This is a genomic window from Rhizobium sp. P28RR-XV (genome assembly GCF_012641385.1).
In the GTDB taxonomy this organism is placed as follows: domain Bacteria; phylum Pseudomonadota; class Alphaproteobacteria; order Rhizobiales; family Rhizobiaceae; genus Rhizobium.
Window position 1 is genome coordinate 13,699 of the sequence record NZ_JABAIG010000023.1, and the last position, 18,931, is coordinate 32,629.

The 18,931-nt window shown below is 61.1% G+C and carries 19 protein-coding genes; 8 read left to right on the forward strand and 11 right to left on the reverse strand.

Annotated features, from left to right (window positions below; genetic code table 11):
- Positions 1-142 precede the first annotated feature (142 nt).
- The 7 genes from HGP12_RS31425 (at position 143) to HGP12_RS31455 (ending at position 6,621) form a co-directional block, all read left to right on the forward strand.
- A complete protein-coding gene (locus tag HGP12_RS31425; protein WP_168843887.1) occupies positions 143-325 on the forward strand; it encodes a hypothetical protein in 183 nt (60 codons plus the stop codon).
- A gap of 301 nt (positions 326-626) precedes the next feature.
- Positions 627-1,370: a FadR/GntR family transcriptional regulator gene (locus HGP12_RS31430; protein WP_168843886.1), complete on the forward strand. Its 744-nt coding sequence runs from the start codon at positions 627-629 to the stop codon at positions 1,368-1,370.
- A 205-nt stretch (positions 1,371-1,575) separates the two neighbouring features.
- Positions 1,576-2,643: an ABC transporter ATP-binding protein gene (locus HGP12_RS31435; RefSeq protein ID WP_168843885.1), complete on the forward strand. Its 1,068-nt coding sequence runs from the start codon at positions 1,576-1,578 to the stop codon at positions 2,641-2,643.
- 153 nt (positions 2,644-2,796) lie between these two features.
- On the forward strand, positions 2,797-4,110 hold the full coding sequence (locus tag HGP12_RS31440; protein WP_168843884.1) for an ABC transporter substrate-binding protein: 1,314 nt from the start codon (positions 2,797-2,799) through the stop codon (positions 4,108-4,110).
- Between the two features lie 66 nt (positions 4,111-4,176).
- Positions 4,177-5,112, forward strand: a complete 936-nt coding sequence (locus tag HGP12_RS31445; protein WP_168843883.1) for a carbohydrate ABC transporter permease — start codon at positions 4,177-4,179, stop codon at positions 5,110-5,112.
- Between the two features lie 15 nt (positions 5,113-5,127).
- Positions 5,128-6,027, forward strand: coding sequence for a carbohydrate ABC transporter permease (locus HGP12_RS31450; RefSeq protein WP_168843882.1), 900 nt, complete (start codon positions 5,128-5,130; stop codon positions 6,025-6,027).
- A gap of 291 nt (positions 6,028-6,318) precedes the next feature.
- Positions 6,319-6,621: a hypothetical protein gene (locus HGP12_RS31455; RefSeq protein ID WP_168843881.1), complete on the forward strand. Its 303-nt coding sequence runs from the start codon at positions 6,319-6,321 to the stop codon at positions 6,619-6,621.
- A 197-nt stretch (positions 6,622-6,818) separates the two neighbouring features.
- Here the strand turns inward: HGP12_RS31455 and HGP12_RS31460 are convergent, their stop codons facing one another.
- Positions 6,819-7,463: an alpha/beta hydrolase gene (locus HGP12_RS31460; protein WP_168843880.1), complete on the reverse strand. Its 645-nt coding sequence runs from the start codon at positions 7,461-7,463 to the stop codon at positions 6,819-6,821.
- Positions 7,464-7,473: 10 nt separating this feature from the next.
- On the reverse strand, positions 7,474-8,430 hold the full coding sequence (locus HGP12_RS31465) for a VOC family protein (RefSeq protein ID WP_168843879.1): 957 nt from the start codon (positions 8,428-8,430) through the stop codon (positions 7,474-7,476).
- A gap of 168 nt (positions 8,431-8,598) precedes the next feature.
- Between HGP12_RS31465 and HGP12_RS31470 the strand changes: the two genes are divergently transcribed.
- Positions 8,599-9,591 carry a LysR family transcriptional regulator gene (locus tag HGP12_RS31470; RefSeq protein WP_168843878.1) on the forward strand — a complete coding sequence of 331 codons (993 nt, stop codon included), beginning with the start codon at positions 8,599-8,601 and terminating at the stop codon, positions 9,589-9,591.
- A 60-nt stretch (positions 9,592-9,651) separates the two neighbouring features.
- Here HGP12_RS31470 and HGP12_RS31475 read toward each other — a convergent pair whose 3' ends face one another.
- Genes HGP12_RS31475 through HGP12_RS31515 form a run of 9 tightly spaced genes read right to left on the reverse strand, consistent with a single transcriptional unit; the run spans position 9,652 to position 18,898 of the window.
- Positions 9,652-10,536 (reverse strand): intradiol ring-cleavage dioxygenase, encoded by an 885-nt coding sequence (locus HGP12_RS31475; RefSeq protein WP_168843901.1) that lies wholly within the window; start codon positions 10,534-10,536, stop codon positions 9,652-9,654.
- Positions 10,537-10,543: 7 nt separating this feature from the next.
- Entirely contained in the window at positions 10,544-12,298 is a 1,755-nt protein-coding gene (locus HGP12_RS31480) for an FAD-dependent monooxygenase (RefSeq protein ID WP_168843877.1), read from the reverse strand.
- Positions 12,298-13,380 carry a branched-chain amino acid ABC transporter permease gene (locus HGP12_RS31485; RefSeq protein WP_168843876.1) on the reverse strand — a complete coding sequence of 361 codons (1,083 nt, stop codon included), beginning with the start codon at positions 13,378-13,380 and terminating at the stop codon, positions 12,298-12,300. The genes HGP12_RS31480 and HGP12_RS31485 overlap by 1 nt, the downstream gene beginning before the upstream one ends.
- 1 nt (position 13,381) lies before the next feature.
- Positions 13,382-14,245: a branched-chain amino acid ABC transporter permease gene (locus HGP12_RS31490; protein ID WP_168843875.1), complete on the reverse strand. Its 864-nt coding sequence runs from the start codon at positions 14,243-14,245 to the stop codon at positions 13,382-13,384.
- Entirely contained in the window at positions 14,242-14,952 is a 711-nt protein-coding gene (locus HGP12_RS31495) for an ABC transporter ATP-binding protein (RefSeq protein WP_168843874.1), read from the reverse strand. The genes HGP12_RS31490 and HGP12_RS31495 overlap by 4 nt, the downstream gene beginning before the upstream one ends.
- Positions 14,952-15,671 (reverse strand): ABC transporter ATP-binding protein, encoded by a 720-nt coding sequence (locus HGP12_RS31500; protein WP_168843873.1) that lies wholly within the window; start codon positions 15,669-15,671, stop codon positions 14,952-14,954. The genes HGP12_RS31495 and HGP12_RS31500 overlap by 1 nt, the downstream gene beginning before the upstream one ends.
- A gap of 3 nt (positions 15,672-15,674) precedes the next feature.
- On the reverse strand, positions 15,675-16,952 hold the full coding sequence (locus tag HGP12_RS31505; RefSeq protein WP_168843872.1) for an ABC transporter substrate-binding protein: 1,278 nt from the start codon (positions 16,950-16,952) through the stop codon (positions 15,675-15,677).
- Between the two features lie 24 nt (positions 16,953-16,976).
- The gene (locus tag HGP12_RS31510) at positions 16,977-18,041 is read right to left on the reverse strand and encodes a maleylacetate reductase (RefSeq protein ID WP_168843871.1); all 1,065 of its coding nucleotides are present in this window, start codon (positions 18,039-18,041) and stop codon (positions 16,977-16,979) included.
- Positions 18,038-18,898 carry a dioxygenase gene (locus HGP12_RS31515; protein ID WP_168843870.1) on the reverse strand — a complete coding sequence of 287 codons (861 nt, stop codon included), beginning with the start codon at positions 18,896-18,898 and terminating at the stop codon, positions 18,038-18,040. The genes HGP12_RS31510 and HGP12_RS31515 overlap by 4 nt, the downstream gene beginning before the upstream one ends.
- Between the last annotated feature and the right edge of the window lie 33 nt (positions 18,899-18,931).

Sequence of the window (18,931 nt, forward strand, 5' to 3'; positions counted from 1 at the left end):
TGCTTTTCGGAAAGGAAAACATAGCTACAGATCCTTTGATGAAGCTGCCTATATTCTTCCTCCCGAAAGAATGTCTGGATCGTTGCATGGTTTGTTGTGCGCTGCAACATCATTAAAATTGTGCTAAGGCGATGATCAGAAAATGCTCAGCAATTGGTCAGAAGACTTTGGAAACGGTCCTGAAAACGAGATCAGAATTTTCTTCTATCTTGCTGTAAAGGCGGCGATCATAGTCGTTTCGGCGGAAATCCAAGCGAGCGCACAAAAGGAAGGCATATACGACAGCCGGGGCTGCCCAATGTCTGAATCGCGAATCGTCGCTTGATGGATTGCAACTAATGCGATATTTTTCTCATGAAAATACCACCAAATATACTACTCATGGAGCATCGATAATCCTAAAGAGGTAGATGCCGGCGCGATCCAATGCGGATTTGTCGTCCCATCCCGCTCGGGACTACACACCTAGACAACTGCTCAGGCTCATTCCAACGTCCGGGCAGATTGTGGAAGCAAGGCCTCGGGCTTCGTATCGTCGGTTGCGGCAACGAATTTGTCTTGACGGATTTCCTCAACGATCTTTAATTAACTGATCTGCTGGACCGACCAGTGGACCGGGGGGCGCGATGGACGAAAGTCCGATCTTGACCGAGGTACCGAATATCGCGCGGAGCCTCGCCCGCCGAACGGCGCGTGACGTCATCGCCGAGAAGCTCATGGTCCTGATCGCCACCAACATGCTGCGGCCGGGCGACGAGCTACCGGGCGAGCGTGAGTTGGCCAACGTTCTTCATGTCAGCCGCGAAACGGTGCGTGGCGCTATTCAGGCGCTCGCCGCGCAGGGCATCATCGAGGTTTCGCATGGCAGCCGCAGTCGTGTCTGTAAGGTCGACCTCAGCCACATTACCGTGACGATCGCCTCTCCCAATGCAATTGACGGCTATGATCTGGAATCCGTCCATGCTGCACGTCTTCATATCGAACTCAAGGTTGTCCGCGACGCGGCCGAGCGCATCGATGACATCACCCTGGCAAAGCTGCAGGCCCTGCTGGAGGCTCAGCGTCTCGGGGGCGACGATGCGATGCGTTTCTTGATCTGCGACCGCGAATTCCACGTGGCCATCTATCGGGCCTGCGGAAACCCGCTGCTCGCTGCCTTCGTCACCGATTTATACACCTACATGATGAATTACCGCCGCCACGCCATGGCCAAGCCAGGTGCCATCGAGGCGAGCTACAGCGATCATCTAGCGATCTTCGAGGCGCTCGCTTGCCATGATCGAGACGCCGTCGTTGCGGCGTTCGAGCATCATCTGACACGCATTTACGACACGACCAAGGTTCAACTGGCCAGCGGCAATCCGGTCTGATCTGACCAGCATGAGGAGATCTGCCTGACATGCACGTGAAGGAGACAAGAACTGAGATGGAGCAACCCGAAGCCGCACAACGAACCCGGATCGCGCCCGTCACTGGCGGGGGCCGCGGCATCGGTCGCTGCATTCCGAGCGGTTAGTGCCTCGGACGAGGGATGACCGCAAGTCAAGGAAGTGAAAGGTTCTGGGAGGGACTTTTATGGCAGGTGTCGAGTTTGTCGATGTCAGGAAATCATTCGGGGCGTTCCCGGTTATCAAAGGGGTGAACATCGAGATTGCGGACGGGGAATTCGTGATTCTGGTCGGGCCGTCCGGATGCGGAAAATCCACGCTGCTGAGAATGCTTGCCGGGCTCGAGAACATTTCCGCCGGCGAGATCCGTATCGGCAAGCGCGTCGTTAATGGAGTGGCGCCCGGCGACCGCGACATAGCCATGGTGTTTCAGAATTATGCGCTTTATCCGCACATGTCGGTGGCACAGAACATGGCTTTCTCGCTGATGCTTAAACGCTCCCCGAAAGCCGACATGGATCAGCGCGTCAAAAAGGCCGCGGACATCCTGGGCCTCACCAAGCTGCTCGATCGCTATCCCCGCCAGCTTTCCGGCGGCCAGCGCCAGCGTGTCGCCATGGGCCGGGCGATCGTGCGCGATCCGCAGGTCTTCCTCTTCGACGAACCGCTTTCCAACCTTGATGCCAAGCTCCGGGTCGCCATGCGCGCGGAGATCAAGGAGCTTCATCAACGTCTCGGCACCACGACCGTCTACGTCACGCATGATCAGATCGAGGCCATGACGATGGCCGACAAGATCGTCGTCATGCATGACGGCGTCGTCGAGCAGGTGGGAAAGCCGCTGGATCTCTACGACAAGCCCTCCAATCTTTTCGTCGCGGGCTTCATCGGCTCGCCGGCGATGAACATGATCAAAGGCCGCCTCGATACGGAGAGCGATGGCCGTTTCATCGCGTCGGACGGAACCGTCCTGCCCATCGCAAATCCACCGGCTGGCGCCAGGGGTCGCGACCTCATCTATGGGCTGCGGCCGGAATACATTACGCCCGACGACAATGGTCTGCCGGCGGAAGTCATCGTGATCGAGCCGACCGGCTATGAAACGCAAATGGCCGTCAGGTTTGGCGGCAGCGAAGTCAACTGCATCTTCCGGGAACGGATCAATGCCCGACCCGGCGATACGCTGCGCATTTCCATCGATGCGCCGCATGTCCATCTCTTCGACGCCGAAAGCGGTCAGAGATTGACAATGTGATACCGCTTCGGCGGGAAGCAGGAAAAAGAGGAGTTTTCCTGCTCACCCGTCGATACGGGACTATCCGGCAGGGTCGGATGCGATGGTCGTCGTCCACCACACGGGAAGGTGGGCGCCGGGGGGATTTGCTCCCGTTTTCAAAGGAGGAGTATCATGACATTCAAGAGACGTGACTTTCTCGCCGCATCCGCGGCTGCGGCCGGCATTGCTGGCCTCGCACCGCTCGGCATACGCCCATCTTTTGCCCAAGCCGAACCCGGCTATACGCCCGAAAAGGGCGCAAGTCTCAGGCTTCTTCGTTGGACGCCGTTCGTCAAGGGAGACGAGGATGCCTGGCTTGCCAATACCAAGAAGTTCACGCAGGCGACGGGCGTCGAGGTTCGTGTCGACAAGGAAAGCTGGGAAGACATCCGACCGAAGGCCGCCGTCGCCGCCAACGTCGGTTCCGGTCCCGACATGGTGATGTGCTGGTTCGACGATGCTCACCAGTATCCCGACAAACTCGTCGACCTGACGGAGCTCGGCAACTACCTCGGCAACAAATACGGCGGCTGGTATGACGGCGTGCGCGGTTACGCAACTCGGGGCGACAAGTTCATCGCCATGCCGCTGACGGCGATCGGCAATGCCGTCGTATATCGCGACAGCCATGTAAAGGCTGCCGGCTTCAGCGAATTCCCCAAGGATACCGCGGGATTCCTTGAGCTTTGCAAGGCCATGAAGGCGAAAGGCACGCCCGCCGGCTTCCCGCATGGCAAGGCGGTCGGCGACGGCAACAATTACGCCCATTGGCTGCTTTGGAGCCATGGCGGCAAGATGGTGGACGAAGGCGGCAAGGTGACCATCAACAGCCCGGAAACGCTGGCGGCCATCCACTATGCGATGGATCTTTATGCGACCTTCATCCCCGGAACGGAAAGCTGGCAGGACATCAACAACAACCGCGCCTTCCTTGCCGGGCAGGTATCGCTGATCGCAAACGGCGTATCGGTCTATTATGCGGCGAAGAAGGATCCGAAGCTCGCCGAGATCGCCGCCGACATCAGAACCACGAACTTCCCGGTCGGCCCCGTCGGCAAAAGCGTCGAGCTGCACCAGACGAGCTCGCTGGTTCTTTTCAGCCATACCAAATATCCGGAAGCGGCCAAGGCCTATATCAAGTTCATGATGGAAGGCGACCAGATGAACGCCTGGATTCAAGGATCGAGCGCCTATTGCTGCCAGCCCCTGAAGGCCTTTGCCAACAACCCGGTCTGGACCGCCGATCCGGTCCACGCACCCTATGCCCGCGCCTCGGAAACGCTGCGCCCGAACGGCTATGCCGGTCCTCTCGGCTATGCTTCGGCCGGCGTGATGGCCGATTACGTGCTCGTCGACATGTTCGCCGCCGCCGTGACCGGGCAGATGACGCCGGAGGATGCGATGAAAGAGGCTGAGCGCCGCGCAAACCGTTACTACAAGGTTTGATCCCCCGCGAAGATCTGCAGCATGCCGGCGCCGGCATGCTGCGACTGTCCATCAGGAGATAATGCCATGTCGACCGTGACATCCGGCGATACGACGCGCGGCCCGATCAGATCGCTCATGCAGAACAACAATATGCTCGGCTTCCTCTTCATGTTGCCGGCGGCCATCTTTCTGGTTTGTTTTCTCACCTATCCGCTGGGGCTCGGCGTCTGGCTCGGCTTCACGGACACGCGGATCGGGCGTGCCGGGAGTTTCATCGGATTGGAGAATTATCAATTCCTGGCCCATGACTCGGTTTTCTGGCTGACGGTCTTCAATACGTTGCTCTACACCTTCGTTGCCTCCGTCCTGAAATTCGTGCTCGGCCTCTGGCTGGCGCTGCTTCTCAATCAGCATTTGCCGTTCAAGTCGTTCTTCCGGGCGATCGTGCTTCTCCCCTGGGTCGTTCCGACGGTGCTGTCGGGATTGGCATTCTGGTGGATTTATGATTCCCAGTTTTCCATCATCTCATGGTCCCTGATGAAAATTGGCCTGATCCATGGCCCGATCAATTTCCTCGGCGATCCGACCAATGCGCGGATCTCGGTGATCATCGCCAATGTCTGGCGCGGCATTCCCTTCGTGGCGATTTCCCTGCTTGCCGGTCTGCAGACCATTCCCGCTTCGCTGCAAGAAGCGGCATCCCTTGATGGCGCCACGAGTTGGCAGCGTTTCCGATATGTAACGTTGCCGATGTTGACCCCGATCATCGCCGTGGTGATGACGTTCTCCGTGCTGTTCACGTTCACGGATTTCCAGTTGATCTATGTGCTGACCAAGGGCGGACCGGTCAACGCGACGCATCTGATGGCGACGCTTTCCTTTCAGCGCGGTATCCCTGGAGGGCAGCTCGGCGAAGGGGCGGCAATCGCGGTTGCAATGATCCCCTTCCTGCTTGCCGCCATCATGTTCAGCTTCTTCGGTCTGCAGCGCCGCAAATGGCAGCAAGGCGGACAGGACTGAGATCGGGAGAACCTCATGAACACCAAAGCCAACACCGCCAATCCGGTACTCACCGATAATGTCGAAGGCATGGGCTATCTCAACCGCCTGCCTCGGCGCATCGTCATGCTTTATTTGCCGATGGCGGTCTTCGTCTTCGTGCTTCTGTTTCCCTTCTATTGGATGGCGATAACGGCCATCAAGCCGAACGCACAGTTGACCGACTACAATAACTACAGCCCCTTCTGGGTGGTCGAGCCGACACTCGATCACATCAAGTACCTATTCTTCGAAACGTCGTATCCAGGCTGGCTCTGGAACACGATACTGGTGGCGGTGGGATCGACTGCGCTGTCGTTGCTGGCCTCAATCTTTGGCGCCTATGCAATCGAGCGTGTGCGCTTTACCGGCTCGCGATCGATCGGCTTGCTGATCTTCCTGGCTTACCTCGTCCCGCCTTCGATCCTTTTCATTCCGTTGGCCTTCATTGTCTTCAAGCTCGGGATCTACGATTCCAGGCTGGCTCTCATCTTCACTTACCCAACGTTCCTTATCCCGTTCTGCACCTGGCTGTTGATGGGCTATTTCAGGTCGATACCCTTCGAACTGGAAGAAAGCGCGCTGGTCGACGGTGCCAGCCGTTGGCAGATCCTTGTCAAAATTATCCTCCCGCTGGCGGTGCCGGGGCTGATCTCGGCCGGCATCTTCGCGTTTACGCTTTCCTGGAACGAGTTCATCTACGCGCTCACGTTCATTCAATCGTCGGAAAACAAAACCATCCCGGTCGGTGTTCTGACGGAGTTGGTGCGCGGCGACGTCTTCGAGTGGGGTTCGCTCATGGCCGGCGCTCTATTCGGTTCATTGCCGGTCGTCATCCTCTACTCTTTCTTCGTCGACTACTACGTTTCGTCCATGACCGGTGCCGTGAAAGAATGATGAATGCTGCGGCAGCGGACCGCTGATGCAGCGGTCCGCTTCCCCGGTTTTCTGGCATTTAGACCGGTCAAGGAGCTAAGCTGATGGCTCCGCAAGAGAGATTTTCCGATCGCAACACCATCGTCGGAAAGCGCGGTGTTGCGCCGGTCGCAGATATTGTAAGGAGTTCCAACCTACCGCGTGTTTCAGATACGCGATAGTTTCCCCACCAGCCCTGATACCGCCATCGTTTACGGCAAATGACGGGCGGCCGATGTCCGGCGCGATTCGAAATGTACACGAGGAAAATCGATGCTGAAATTCACCTTTGCCGCCGCAGCGGGTCTGCTATCCCTGACCCAGCTCGCCAGTGCTTCGAGCGACGCCGCTTGGAACGCGCTCTTCGCAAAGGCCAACGGTACCTGCATCGGTCAGTCACGGATGGTTTCTCCGGAAGCGAGCGCCCCTGTTGTTTTCGACGACGCCACGGGCAAGATTGCGATCCTTCTTCGTGAGAAGAGCGGCAAGTCGAAGAAGATGGTCAATCTGATTTGCTTGTACGACAAGAAATCCGGCAAGGCGTCCATTGCCGAATACCGGTGGCTGGGTCAGTAAGCCTTGTCGGGTAGCGCCTCAATCGCAGGCGCGAAAACTCGCCTGCGTAGATGTTGTCAGATTGGCTCTCCGGTTAGCCAAGGAGCCCGAGGTCAGCCTTCGCCAGACGATGGAAGGACTAACATCATTGAGGCATGGAGCAGGTGTGATCCGTTGACGACCCGCCCGGCCGCAAGTCAGAGCCTGGTTTGCGTGCACTACCACCAGCTCCGGTTCGAAAGCCCGCACAGGACCCTCTCAAGCTGCGCTATTTCGGTGGCGGAGACCTCATGCGACCTGTCCGGCAGAATGTCGCAATGAAGCCGCGCCCGAGCTCGGGCGAGGGCCGCAGCCGTCTGGGCGAAGGCATCGACGGGTATCCACGGGTCCTTGTCGGAACCGGTCAGGTAGACCGGCAACCGATCGAGATCGGCGAAAGGCCGGTCGCAAGCCGGCGTTCCGACGCGGCAACCGGTCAGGCTTGCCAGAGCGCCGTTCCACGGACCGTGCCGCATCGCATACTCGACCGCCAGGCAGGCGCCTTGGCTGAAGCCGCCGATGACGAGCGGCTTCGGGTGATCGGTCGCGCCGGGAAGGTCGCCGATCACTTGCCTGACATGAGCGATCGCCTGCTCGAGCTGTTGCCGGGTTCGATCCGTCAGCACGTCGGTCGCGCGCGCGTCATACCAGCTGTTACCCCGTGCCCGCGGCAACACGAAGGCGACGCCGGACACTTTGAGCTTTGAAATCACCTGCTCCTGCATGTCCTCTGGCGACTGGGTACGCCCGTGAATGAAGATGCAATGCACCAGGGCCTCCTCGGGGCTTGCGCCGAGGAGGAGCGGTATGTCGTGGTTTGACATGGCGCCGGGCTCAGAATGTTGCGGGTTCGAGACCTGCGATCAGTTCCTGCCGGCGATCTTCGAACCACGGCGGGAAGACCAGCGTCGTGCCGATCTGATCAGCCGGTTCGTCGAGAGCCCAACCGCCTTCAACCGACCAGGCGATCTCGAACAACGCCCCGCCGGGCGAACGGACATAGCAGGACTTGAAATAGTTGCGGTCCTTCTGATCCGAGACGTCGGTGAAGCCGAGGCCCTCGATATGCGCCTTGAGCTTGAGCTGGTTTTCCTCGTTGCCCGTGTTGAGGGCGAGGTGATGGATCGTGCCGCCGGCCAACGTCCAGGTGCCCTGCGGGCCAGTGGATTCGACCAGGACCTCGACGATGCTGCTAGGCCCGCTGGCATTCGGCACGGAGAACATCAGGCCTTCGTCGCTGTCGGCTTCCTTCTTCATTGACATGCCGACACAGAGGAAGTCGTCCATCGCCGTGCGGTCGAAGACAGCGATGGCCGCGCCATAGATGCCCTTGATGCCGTGCGCGGCGTTCACGCCCTGCGCTTCGTTGATGATCGACGGACGGTTGTCGGCCGGGCTTTCGACCAGCTCATGCGGAATGCCGCACGGATGCTTGAAAGCGACGCGGCTGATGCCGAAGCGCGAAATTTTGGCTGCCTCGACGCCTTTGGCGTTCAGCCGGTCGACCCAGTAGTCGGCCGAACCGACCGGGATGGCCTGCTGGATGATCTTCGACTGGTTGGTGCCACGCCTACCGAAGACGGCCGGCTTGCGGAAGGGGAAGGTGGTGATGATGGTCGAGGCCTCGCCGGTCCGCGAGCCATAGTAGAGGTGATAGACGGGGATCGTGCCGTCGAACAGAACCGTGCGCTTGACCGAATAAAGCCCGAGCACCTTGGTGTAGAAGTCGTAATCCTCCTGCACACCGTCGGTGCAGAGCGTTAGATGATGGTAGCCGCTGACAAGGGCCATTTTGTCCTCCTCCAAAGACGTTGCCAATTCCGGATACGGTTCCTCCGCCGTTGTCATCCGGAACCACGGCGCTGCTTGCGTGTCGCAGGTATCGCGTGATTGTCCCGACTATAGCTGATCCATTCTGCTGTTGATTGACATTATTCATGCAGGCTATAGCAGTTTGCTATGAAGATCATCGAAGCGCACCTTGTCCAGCTCGCCGCCGTGATCGAGACCGGCGGTGTCACTGAAGCGGCCGCCATGCTCGGCATGACGCAATCGGCGGTGTCGCGCACCCTCTCGATCCTGGAAAAGCGCATCGGTGAACCGCTCTTTGTTTCCGGCCGACGGCCGATGCAGCCGACGCCACTCGGCGAGCAGCTCGGCCAGCAGGGCAAGGCCATCCTGGCATCGTCGCGCAAGGCGATGGAGATCATCCGCAGCTTCAAGTCCGGCTCGTCGGGACGGGTACGCATCGGCGGTGTGCCCTTCTTCATGGATGCGGTCGTGTCGCCGATGATCGCCTCGTTCCAGCGCGGCGAGCCGGGCATCATGGTGCACCAGTCCTATGGCTACTATCCCGACCTCGTCGCCGAACTGGATTCCGGTCAGATCGACCTCGCGGTGACCCCGACCGGATCGGTGGATCTGCGCGCTGACTTGCATTTCGAGCCGATCCTGACGGCGCGCAACGTGCTGACCTGCGGGGCTGGCCATCCGTTGGTCCGCAAGCGTAATCTCGCGACCGAAGACATCGTCAATTATCCCTGGATCGCGCCGCTGCCAGGCTCTCCGCTGGTGCTCGACTTGCACAACATCCTGCTGACGCTGGGGCTGACGGAGGTGTCGCTACGTTATGCCGGCGGGTCGCTGCTGAGCGTCGTCAACTACCTCGCGGGTACCGATGCACTCGCCATCCTGCCGCATTCCGTCGTTCACGCCTTCCGCGGCGAGAACAAGATCAGCATCATTCCGCTCGATATTCCGCAGCCCGAGCGCGTGCTCGGCGTCATGACGCGCAAGAAGCCCTATTCGAACCCGGCCGGCCGCAAATTTCTCGGCCATATGCGCCGGGAATTCGCTGAACTCCGGCGCGAGGTCGAGAAACACGAAAAGACGATCCAGTGGGTGCAGGGGCCGTTCATGGGCGAGCGCGAGCGTATCTCATCCGCCGACTGATACGGTGCTGAAAATGCGCGGGAGAGGATGCGGCGCACATCCTCTCCCGTCATCATTGCGTCAGGCGCGGCTTCTCGCCAGCACGAAGTCGTGCGTCACTTCCCAGAAATCGCCAGCGAATTCGTAGCTTTTCGCGCGCGCCGGATCATTCACTCGGTTGAATTTCGCAAGCAGGCTTTCCTTGACCCCGAAAACCGCGTCCGAGTGGATATAGGGATCGTCGGGATCGAAGATGTGCGTCGTCAGCCCCTCGAAACCGTCGGCGCTGATGATGTAATGCAGATGCGCCGGGCGGTATGGGTGGCGGCCGAGATCGCCGAGCAACTGCCCGACAGGGCCGTCATCCGGGATCGGGTAGTATTTCGGTTTCACGGCGCGGAACCAATAATGTCCATCCGGACCGGTCCGGAAGATACCGCGCAGATTGAAGTCGGGCTGGATGCCCTTCTGTTGCACGTCATAGAAGCCTTCGTCATTGGCCTGCCAGACATCGATGACGGCATTGGCGATCGGCTTGCCCTCGGTGTCGAGGATACGACCCTCGATGACCATGTCCTCGCCCCTGCTGTCGAGGCAGATATTGGCGCCCATCGGCAGTTCCGGAGCGTCGGCAACGTGGAACGGGCCGAGCACCGTGCTTTCGGACGCGCCCGAGGGCTTGCGGTTGTTGATCGCATCGACCAGCATCGAGACGCCGAGCACGTCTGACAGCAGGATGAATTCCTGCCGCCACTCGTTGCACATCTGGCCGGTGCGGGTGAGGAAGAGGATGGCCTGCATCCATTCTTCCTGCGTCGGCTCCAGTTCCTTCACCGCCTCATGCAGCTTGCGGGTAATGACGTTCATCACCTCCCTCAAGCGCTCGTCCTTGGCCCCGGCATTGCGGCCGGTAACGACCTCGACGGAGTTCTCCTCGGTAAAATAGCCCTTCTCATGCGCTTCCATCATCGCCTCACCGATCCAGAATTGTTGTCAGAACGCGGCGCAATTCGGCTGCGGGGTCAGCCGCAAGCCCTTCGGAGCGCCATGCGACGTGGTGGTCGGGCCGCACCAGAACGGCGCCGGCGTCGCCCACCTCGCGGGCACGCGCCCAGTCGCCGTAGTGATCCTGCCATGTCTGTCGTGGCCCGATGATATGGGTTGCGAGCGGCAGGCCGAGTTCCGCCGACAGGACCTCGGCCGCATCGACCCAGGCCCGGCCGCCGATACCGGTCAGAAGCGTGAACTTGCCGCGACCGCAGAGATCGAGCGTGGAGGCTTTCCGGCTGCCCTCGCCGAACAGCCAGGCATGCGGCAGGCGCGCGCCGGGCCAGGTCGTCTGCTCGAAATGCAGTTCCTGATTGCGGGTGAATAGCGGCTCGGTCTGACCGTCGGTCGCGACCGCCGAGGATTTGTAGCGGTGGTTCATCTCCACGCCATGGGCGTCGAATTCATAGACCTTGAACGCGATCGCCTCGCGCAGCGCAACGCGCTGGTTCTCGGCGGCCGCGCTGTCATCGCAGCGGCGATCCATGTTCTCCTGCATCTTCACCGGATCGATGGAATCGAGCAGGCCGAGCGCGCCGAAGATCGGGCCGAATTCCTCGATCGACTGGTTGGCGCGTGTAACGATCTGCTTGGCGATCGGCGCGCGCTCCTCGGTGTAGGTTTCAAGCAGGCCGGCACCGGCCTGGCCCTTGATGACCATGGCGAGCTTCCAGGCGAGGTTGAAGCCGTCCTGGATCGAGGTGTTGGAACCAAGCCCGTTCGACGGCGGATGGCGGTGGATCGCATCGCCCATGCAGAAGACCCGGCCCTTTTGGGCGCGCGTGGCGTAGCAGTTATTGACCGTCCAGGTGGAGACCGAGGTGATGTCGATGTCGATGTCGGGATCGCCGATCAGGCCGCGGGCCACGCTCTCGGCAAAAGCACTGTCGACTTCCGGCGCGCCCTGGCTGATGTCATAGCCCCAGTTGATCAACCATTCGTTCCATGGCCGGATCATGCGCACCAGGCCCATGCCGATACCGCCGACATTCGAGCCGGGCTGCAGCACCCAGTAGAGAACTGAGGGGCGGTGGGCGACGTAGCGGGTGAGGTCGGCCTTGAACAGGATGTTCATCGAACCGGCCACGCCCATCTTGCCTTCAAAAGGCAGGCCGAGATGCTGCGCCACCAGCGAATTGCCGCCGTCAGCGCCGACCAGGTACTTCGAGCGGATAGTAAGGTCCTTGCCGGTCAGGCGGTCCCGGCAGGTGGTCGTCACGCCCTCCGCATCCTGCACATGGCTCACATACTCCGTGGACATCCGCGCCTGCGTCCCCCGCGCGCAAGCCGTCTTGAACAGCAGCGGCTCCATGAAGGTCTGCGGAAGGTCGTTCATTTCGGTGGGCGAGGAGAGCAGATGCTCGGCCTTGGATTTCGGATGGGTGCCCCAGGTCTTGAGACGGCCGAGTTCCTCGCCGGCAAGCGATGTGCAGAATACGTTCTCGCCCATGATCTCCTGCGGACTGCAATGAAGGTAAGCCTCCCCCTCGACCTCCTGGCCGAGATCGCGCAGCACTTCCATGGTTCGCTGGTTGGTGATGTGGGCGCGCGGCGTATTGGCCAGCCAGCGATAACGGTTGATCGCCATGTTCTCGACGCCGTAAGTCGCAAGCAGTGCCGCGGTCGCCGAGCCTGCGGGGCCGGTTCCAATGATGAGGACGTCGATTTCGATATCGGCCATCAGTCACTCCCTTTGATGTCTTTGGTTTTGGGCTGGCCCGCCAGGATGCGGCGGACGGGAAAGAGCTGGATTCCGCTGTGGTCGGTGAACAGGCCCCAGAGGCCGCGCGGGGCAAACAGCATGATCAGGATGCCGATCAGACCGAGGATCAGCAGATACCAGGAGCCGTAGTCGGCCAGCAGGTTCTGCAGGATGTAGAACACCATCACGCCGATGATCGGCCCCTCGATCGTGCCGATGCCGCCGATCACCACGATGAAAATCACATAGGCCGTCCAGTCCGGAACGGAGAAGGCGGCATCTGGGGAGATGCGCGCCTTCTGCACATAAATCAGCGCGCCGGCAAGGCCTGTCGCCATGGCCGCGACCAGATAGACGACGGACTTCGTCCAGAGCGGATCCACGCCGACCGAGCGCGCGGCCTCGCTATTGTCACGCACCGCGGCGAGACCCAGGCCCTGTTTTGAGCTCAGCAGCTTGTAGATCGAACCGATCGTGACGACGGTCAAAAGCAGAGCCAGCCAGTAGCAGACGATATCAGTGGCCTGCGGTCCGCGCACGCCGAGCAGATCCGCGACGAAGCGCACGCCGAACATGTCACGGGTTGCGCCTGACGGCAGCGAGGTGCCCGTTCCGCCACCCAGCGCTTTCCACTGTGCGAGCGACAGCCGCACGATCTCGGCGATGACCCAGGTGCCGATGGCAAAATAGGCGCCCTGCAAGCGGAAGACGAAAAAGGCCGTGGGCACAGACAGCGCCAGCGCCGCGAGCCCGCCGAGCATGACGGCCGCCATCGGATCCATTCCGAGCAGGCTGACGCCGGCAAACATCGCATACGCGCCAAAGCCGACAAAGGCCTGCTGTCCGACAGAGACCAGCCCGGCATAGCCGGCGAGCAGGTTCCAGCACTGCGCCAGCACCAGCATGGTCAGGATAAAGAACAGATCCTGGACGACCGAGCGCGACACGAAGAATGGCGCGGCGATGGCAAACACCACCAACGCTAGGATCACCAGCATCAATGCGGACGAACCGCGCGTGTGGCTCGAGACGGTCCAGGAGGGGGAAAGGTGATCGCTCATATCAATCCACCGCCCGCGGGAAAAGACCGCGCGGCCTGACGACCAGCACCAGCAGGAAGGCGATATGGCCCGCAAGGATCTGCCATTCCGGATTGATCGCGGCGCCCACGGTCTGCGCCACTCCGATGATGATGCCGCCGGCCAACGTCCCCCAGAAGGAGCCGAGTCCGCCGATGATCACGGCCTCGAAGGCATAGATCAGCCGCGCGGGCCCCATGGTCGGATCGAAATTGGCGCGCGTGCCGAGATAGAGAGCCGCGATCGTCACCACCATCATGGCTAGGCCGGTGGCGGTGGCGAATATGCGCTCGGCGCGGATGCCCATCAGGCCCGCCGTGGCGCTGTCGTCCGAGGTGGCGCGAAAGGCCCGGCCGAGCGAGGTGCGGTAAAAGACGAGGTTGAGCGCGACGATGACGCCAACCGCTGACAGGAAGGTGAGAAGCGGCATTGTGCCGATGCTGACAGGACCGATCTTGAGCGATGCCGTTTCCAGGGCGCCCACCGAAATCCTGCGGCTGTCGGCCGAGAAGCCCTCGAGCAGGCCGTTCTGGATCACGACCGAAAGGCCGAAGGTCACGAGCAAGGGCGGAAGTATGTCGTTGCCAAGCGTCCGGTTGAGCACAAGTAACTGCAGTGACCAGCCGAGTACGAACATCACGGGCAGCGCGGCCATAGCGGCAATGAAGGGATTGAGCCCGAGTGCCGAGACCAGCAGTAGGACCAGAAAGGCGGCCAGCACGATCAGATCGCCATGCGCGAGATTGACCAGCCGCATGATGCCGAAGACGAGGCTGAGACCGGCCGCAAAGAGCGCGTAAAGGCCGCCGAGCAATATGCCCTGAATGATCGTGTCGAGCCAGTTCATCGCGCATGTGCTCCGAAATAGGCGGCGTGGATATCCTCCCGGCTCAGCGTTGCCGGCGTGCCCGTCAGCGTCACCCGTCCCTCCATCATACAGTAGACCCGATCGGCCACTTTCAGCGCCTGGCCGATGTCCTGTTCGATGATGACGATCGACGCGCCGGTCGCGCGGATTTTGGGAAACGCCGCGTAGATATCCCTGATCACCACGGGGGCGAGGCCGAGGCTCACCTCGTCGCAGAGCAGCACACGCGGATTGGACATCAGCGCGCGGCCGATCGCCACCATCTGCTGCTGTCCGCCCGAGAGCGCTGTGCCGGGATGGTGGCGGCGCTCCTCCAACACGGGAAAGAGATTGTAGATGGTGTCGAGCGACCACGCACCGTTGCCGACCCGGCCGTATTTGCCGATCAGCAGGTTCTCCTCGACGGAGAGGGAAGGAAAGAGCCGACGGCCTTCCGGCACCATGGCGATGCCGAGTTGCAGGATATCCGGAGCGGCCAGGGCGCCGATCTCCCGGCCGTCGAACCTGATATGTTCGGGCACGTTGCGGATCAGGCCGGAGATCGATCGCAGCAGGGTCGACTTGCCTGCGCTATTGGCGCCGATCACGGCGACCGTGTCGCCTTCATTCAAGGTGATATTGACGCCGAACAGTGCTTGGAAGTCACCATAGAAGGCCGTCAGGCCATGTGTCTCGAGCAGCGCCATTAGACATCGATCCCGAGATAGATTTCGCGCACGTCCTTCGAGGCCATGATCCTGTCGGGATCACCGTCGCCGATCACCCGGCCGAAATGCAGGACGACGAGACGGCTGACGACCGAATTGAGGGCATGCAACACATGCTCGACCCAGATGATGGAAACGCCGCGCCTATGAATGGCGCGGATCGTTTCCATAAGTTCCTGGCATTCTCCTTCCGTCAATCCACCGGCGATTTCGTCAAGCAGAAGGATCTTCGGGTCGGTCGCGAGTGCGCGGGCGAGTTCGAGGCGCTTGCGCTGCAGGAGCCCAAGGCTTCCGGACAACTGGTTCGCCTTGGAATAAAGCCCGGTCTCGACGAGGATGTCGGCACAGCGGTCGCCGACCTCTCGTTCGGTTTTGTGCGATCCGAAGACGCCGGCGACCAGCAGGTTCTCGAACACCGTCAGCTTTTCGAAAGGCTGTGGGATCTGGAACGTTCTGCCGATACCGGCGAGGCAGCGCGCCATCGTCGGCTGTCGCGTCACGTCATTGCCGTCGAACCGGATTGTGCCGGCATCGACGCGGATATTGCCGGTGATGAGGTTGAACAGCGTCGACTTGCCGGCGCCGTTCGGTCCGATCACGCCGAGCGCCTCGCCTTTTTCCAGCGCAAGCGAAATCTGGTCGGCGACCCTCAGGGCGCCGAAGCTTTTCGATACCTGGTCGAGGGCGAGTATGGACATGGCTCAGCCGATAGCCTCCATCTTGCCGCCGGTCGGAATGTTCGGCGCGGACTGGTTGTCGACGATGACGAGGTCATAGCCGCCGCCGTCCTTGAGGCGCCACTGACCGCCGACCAGCGGTGTCTTGGCGATATTCCTGGCGGCAAAGGGTGGCACATTGAGCCCGTCCCAGGCCACCTTGCCGACGATCGTCTCGATATTCGAGGCGGCGATGGCGGCGATGACGGCTTTGCTGTCGGTCGGGTCGGCACGCTTCATCACGTCGACGGCGACCTCGAACAGTGCGTGGACGAAGCCGATTGGCTGGGTCCAGGGCCGGCCCGTGGCCTTGGTGAAGCCTTCGGCGAGTTCACCGGCGCTCTGGCCGGTCAGCGAAGACTTGAACGGATGGCTCGCCGACCACCAGACTTCGCAGGAAAGGTTGTGCCCGTTCTTGCCGAGTGCCTCGACCGCCTGCGGGAACAGGATTGCCTTGCCGATGGAAGCGACCTTGGGCTTGAAGCCCTGTTGCTGTGCCTGATTCCAGAACGTGGTGAAATCGGGCGGGATCATCACGCCGGTGATGACGTCGCTGCCGTCGGACTTGAACGCATTGATCTGAGCAGAAAAGTCGTCGGTCAGGTTCTGATATCGGCCCGGATCCTTGAGCGTATAACCGAGCTTCTCCAGAACCGGCGGGAAGCCCAAGGTCTTGTCGCCCCACGCATTGCCGTCGCCGTCGTTTGGAAACAGGCCACCGACCTTCCTGTTGGTCTCGAGCTGGCCCCACATATTGGTATAGACCGCAATGACGTCCTCCAGTCCCCAAAAGAAGTGGAAGGCGCTGTTGAACGGTTTCCACGATCCCGGGTCGCCCGGATTTGCTTGTTGGCCGATGAACCAGGGTTGCCATGGGGCTGCCGTCGAAATGCAGGGCACCTCTTCCGCCTCGCAGGTCGTCGCTACGGGGTTGGTTGTCTCCGGCGTCGATGCCACGAGGACGAGATTAACCTCGTCACTGACGATCAGTTCCTTGGCGACTTCGGCGGCGCGGTTCGGATTGGATTGGCTGTCTTTCACCATGACTTCGTAATTCAGGCCAGCCTTCTTGGCGGCGGCCATGAAACCGTCGATGATGAACTTGTCGGCCTCGGCGAAAGCGGCGAGCGGGCCGGTCTGCGGGCTGACATAACCGAGCTTAATCGGGGTGCCCTGGGCGATTGCCGGCATGGCGAGGCCCGATGTCACCGCCAATGCGCCCGTAGCGGCTGCGGACTTCAGCAAGTCACGTCTCGTAATCATATTCATTCCTCCTCCCAAAAGAACTCAATATGGCGGTGGTGTTCCGCTCCAGGCGTCCTTTAATAGTGCGCGGATCGCCGTCCGGTCGATCGGTCGCGGATTGGAATAGGGGTTCTTGGTTGCGATGTCGGCCGCCCGGTCGAGATCGGCCTCGCTGAGGCCGAATTCCATGAGCGCCATCGGCGCCCCGATGGATTTGGCAAAGTCGTAAAGTGCCTGTCCGGGTGTCGCGCCGCCGAAAATGTCGGAGATCGGCATCATCAGATCCGGCACGGCCGACGCGTTGAAACCGATCGTATGCGGCAGCATGACGGAATGGGTTTCGGCATGCGGCGTGTCGAAGGTGCCGCCCAGCGTGTGACAGATCTTGTGATGGAGCGACATCGAGATCTGTCCGAGAACGGTGCCGCAGAGCCATGCGCCGTAAAGCGCCTTTTCACGAGCGGCGGCGTCGCGCGGGCTGCCGATAAGGACGGGCAATGCGTCCTTCAGCGCGCGCATGCCATCGATGCTCATCATTGTCGTGATGGGATTGCGGTCGGGCGCATAGAGCCCTTCGGCGGCATGCGCGATCGCATTCAGGCCGCTGGTGACGCTCATGCCGACCGGCAGGCCGAACGAGAGTTGCGGATCATAGATCACGACTTCGGGCGTAACCTTTGGGCTGCGCAGCGTTGTCTTGGCGCCGTTCTCCGTCTGGCCGAGGATCGGCGTGACTTCGGAACCGGCATAGGTCGTGGGCACGACGATCTGCTGGATATCGGTGCGATAGGCCATGGCCTTACCAAGTCCGGTCGTCGAGCCGCCGCCGAGCGAGACGACGCAATCCGCGCCAAGCTCGGCCGCCCGCGCGACGGCGCGCTGGGTGACGTCAACCGGCGTATGCATGGTCGCCTCGGTGAAAGTGCCGACCGAGAGATGTCCGAGCCGCGCCGACATGGCTTGCGCATCGGATGCCTGGTGCGGTGTGGACAGCACCAGCGCGCGGCGGCATTCCAGGGCCTCCACCCATCTGCCAACATCGCCACTCGTCCCGTTGCCGAAGACGATGTGCGCCGCGCTGCCCTGATAGGAGAAAGACAGGCTCATGTCGTTCCTCGTCCCTTCTTCGCCCTGACCATGGTGAAGGTGAAGTCGAGCGCCGTCGCATCCTCCTTCCCGGTTGGTTTGAATTCCCCGATGAGCTCGTCCTTCACGCCGAACAGGGCGTCCTGGCCAAGATGCGGATCGCTGCCGTCATAGACATGCGTGCTGATCGTCTCAAAGCCATCGGCCTTGATCAGGAAATGGAGATGTGCCGGACGGCGCATGGCAAATCCCAGCCCACCCAGCATCTGGCCCACTGGGCCGTCGCCGGGCACGGCATAGCCGCCCGGGCGAACGGTCTTGTAGCGGAAACAACCCTGGTTGTCGGTCGTGAAGATGCCGCGGAGGTTGAATTCCGGCTGCTGGTCAGGCTGCTGGTTCTCGTAGAAGCCTTTGCTGTTGGCCTGCCACGTCTCCACCGTGGCGCCGGCGATCGGCTTGCCGTCGAGATCCTGCACATGGCCGCTGACGGCAAGTGTCGGGCCGATCCCGTCGAGCGAAATATTGGCGTCGAGCGTAAGCCGTGGCGCATCCGCCCGGTAGAAGGGGCCGCGCACCGTATTGGGCGTCGCGCCTTTCGGCCGGTTCGTGTTTATTTCCTCGACAAGCGCGGTGACACCGAGCAGGTCGGAGAGCAGAACCCATTCCTGCCGGCGGTCGTCGCTGGCATGGCCCACATCGGTCAGGAATTCCATCGCCCGCCGCCAATCGGCTTGCGACGGACGGGTCTCCCGAATGAGCTTGTGCAGATGCTCTATGAAAGGAACCATGAAGGCTTGCAGCGGTCCCGCGGCGTGCTTGTCGAGCCGCTCGGCGACACGCTGCGCAGAGTTGCGCTCACTGAACGATATGTCTGGCATGACTTCTCCCATGACGAGAACCTAACAGGCCGG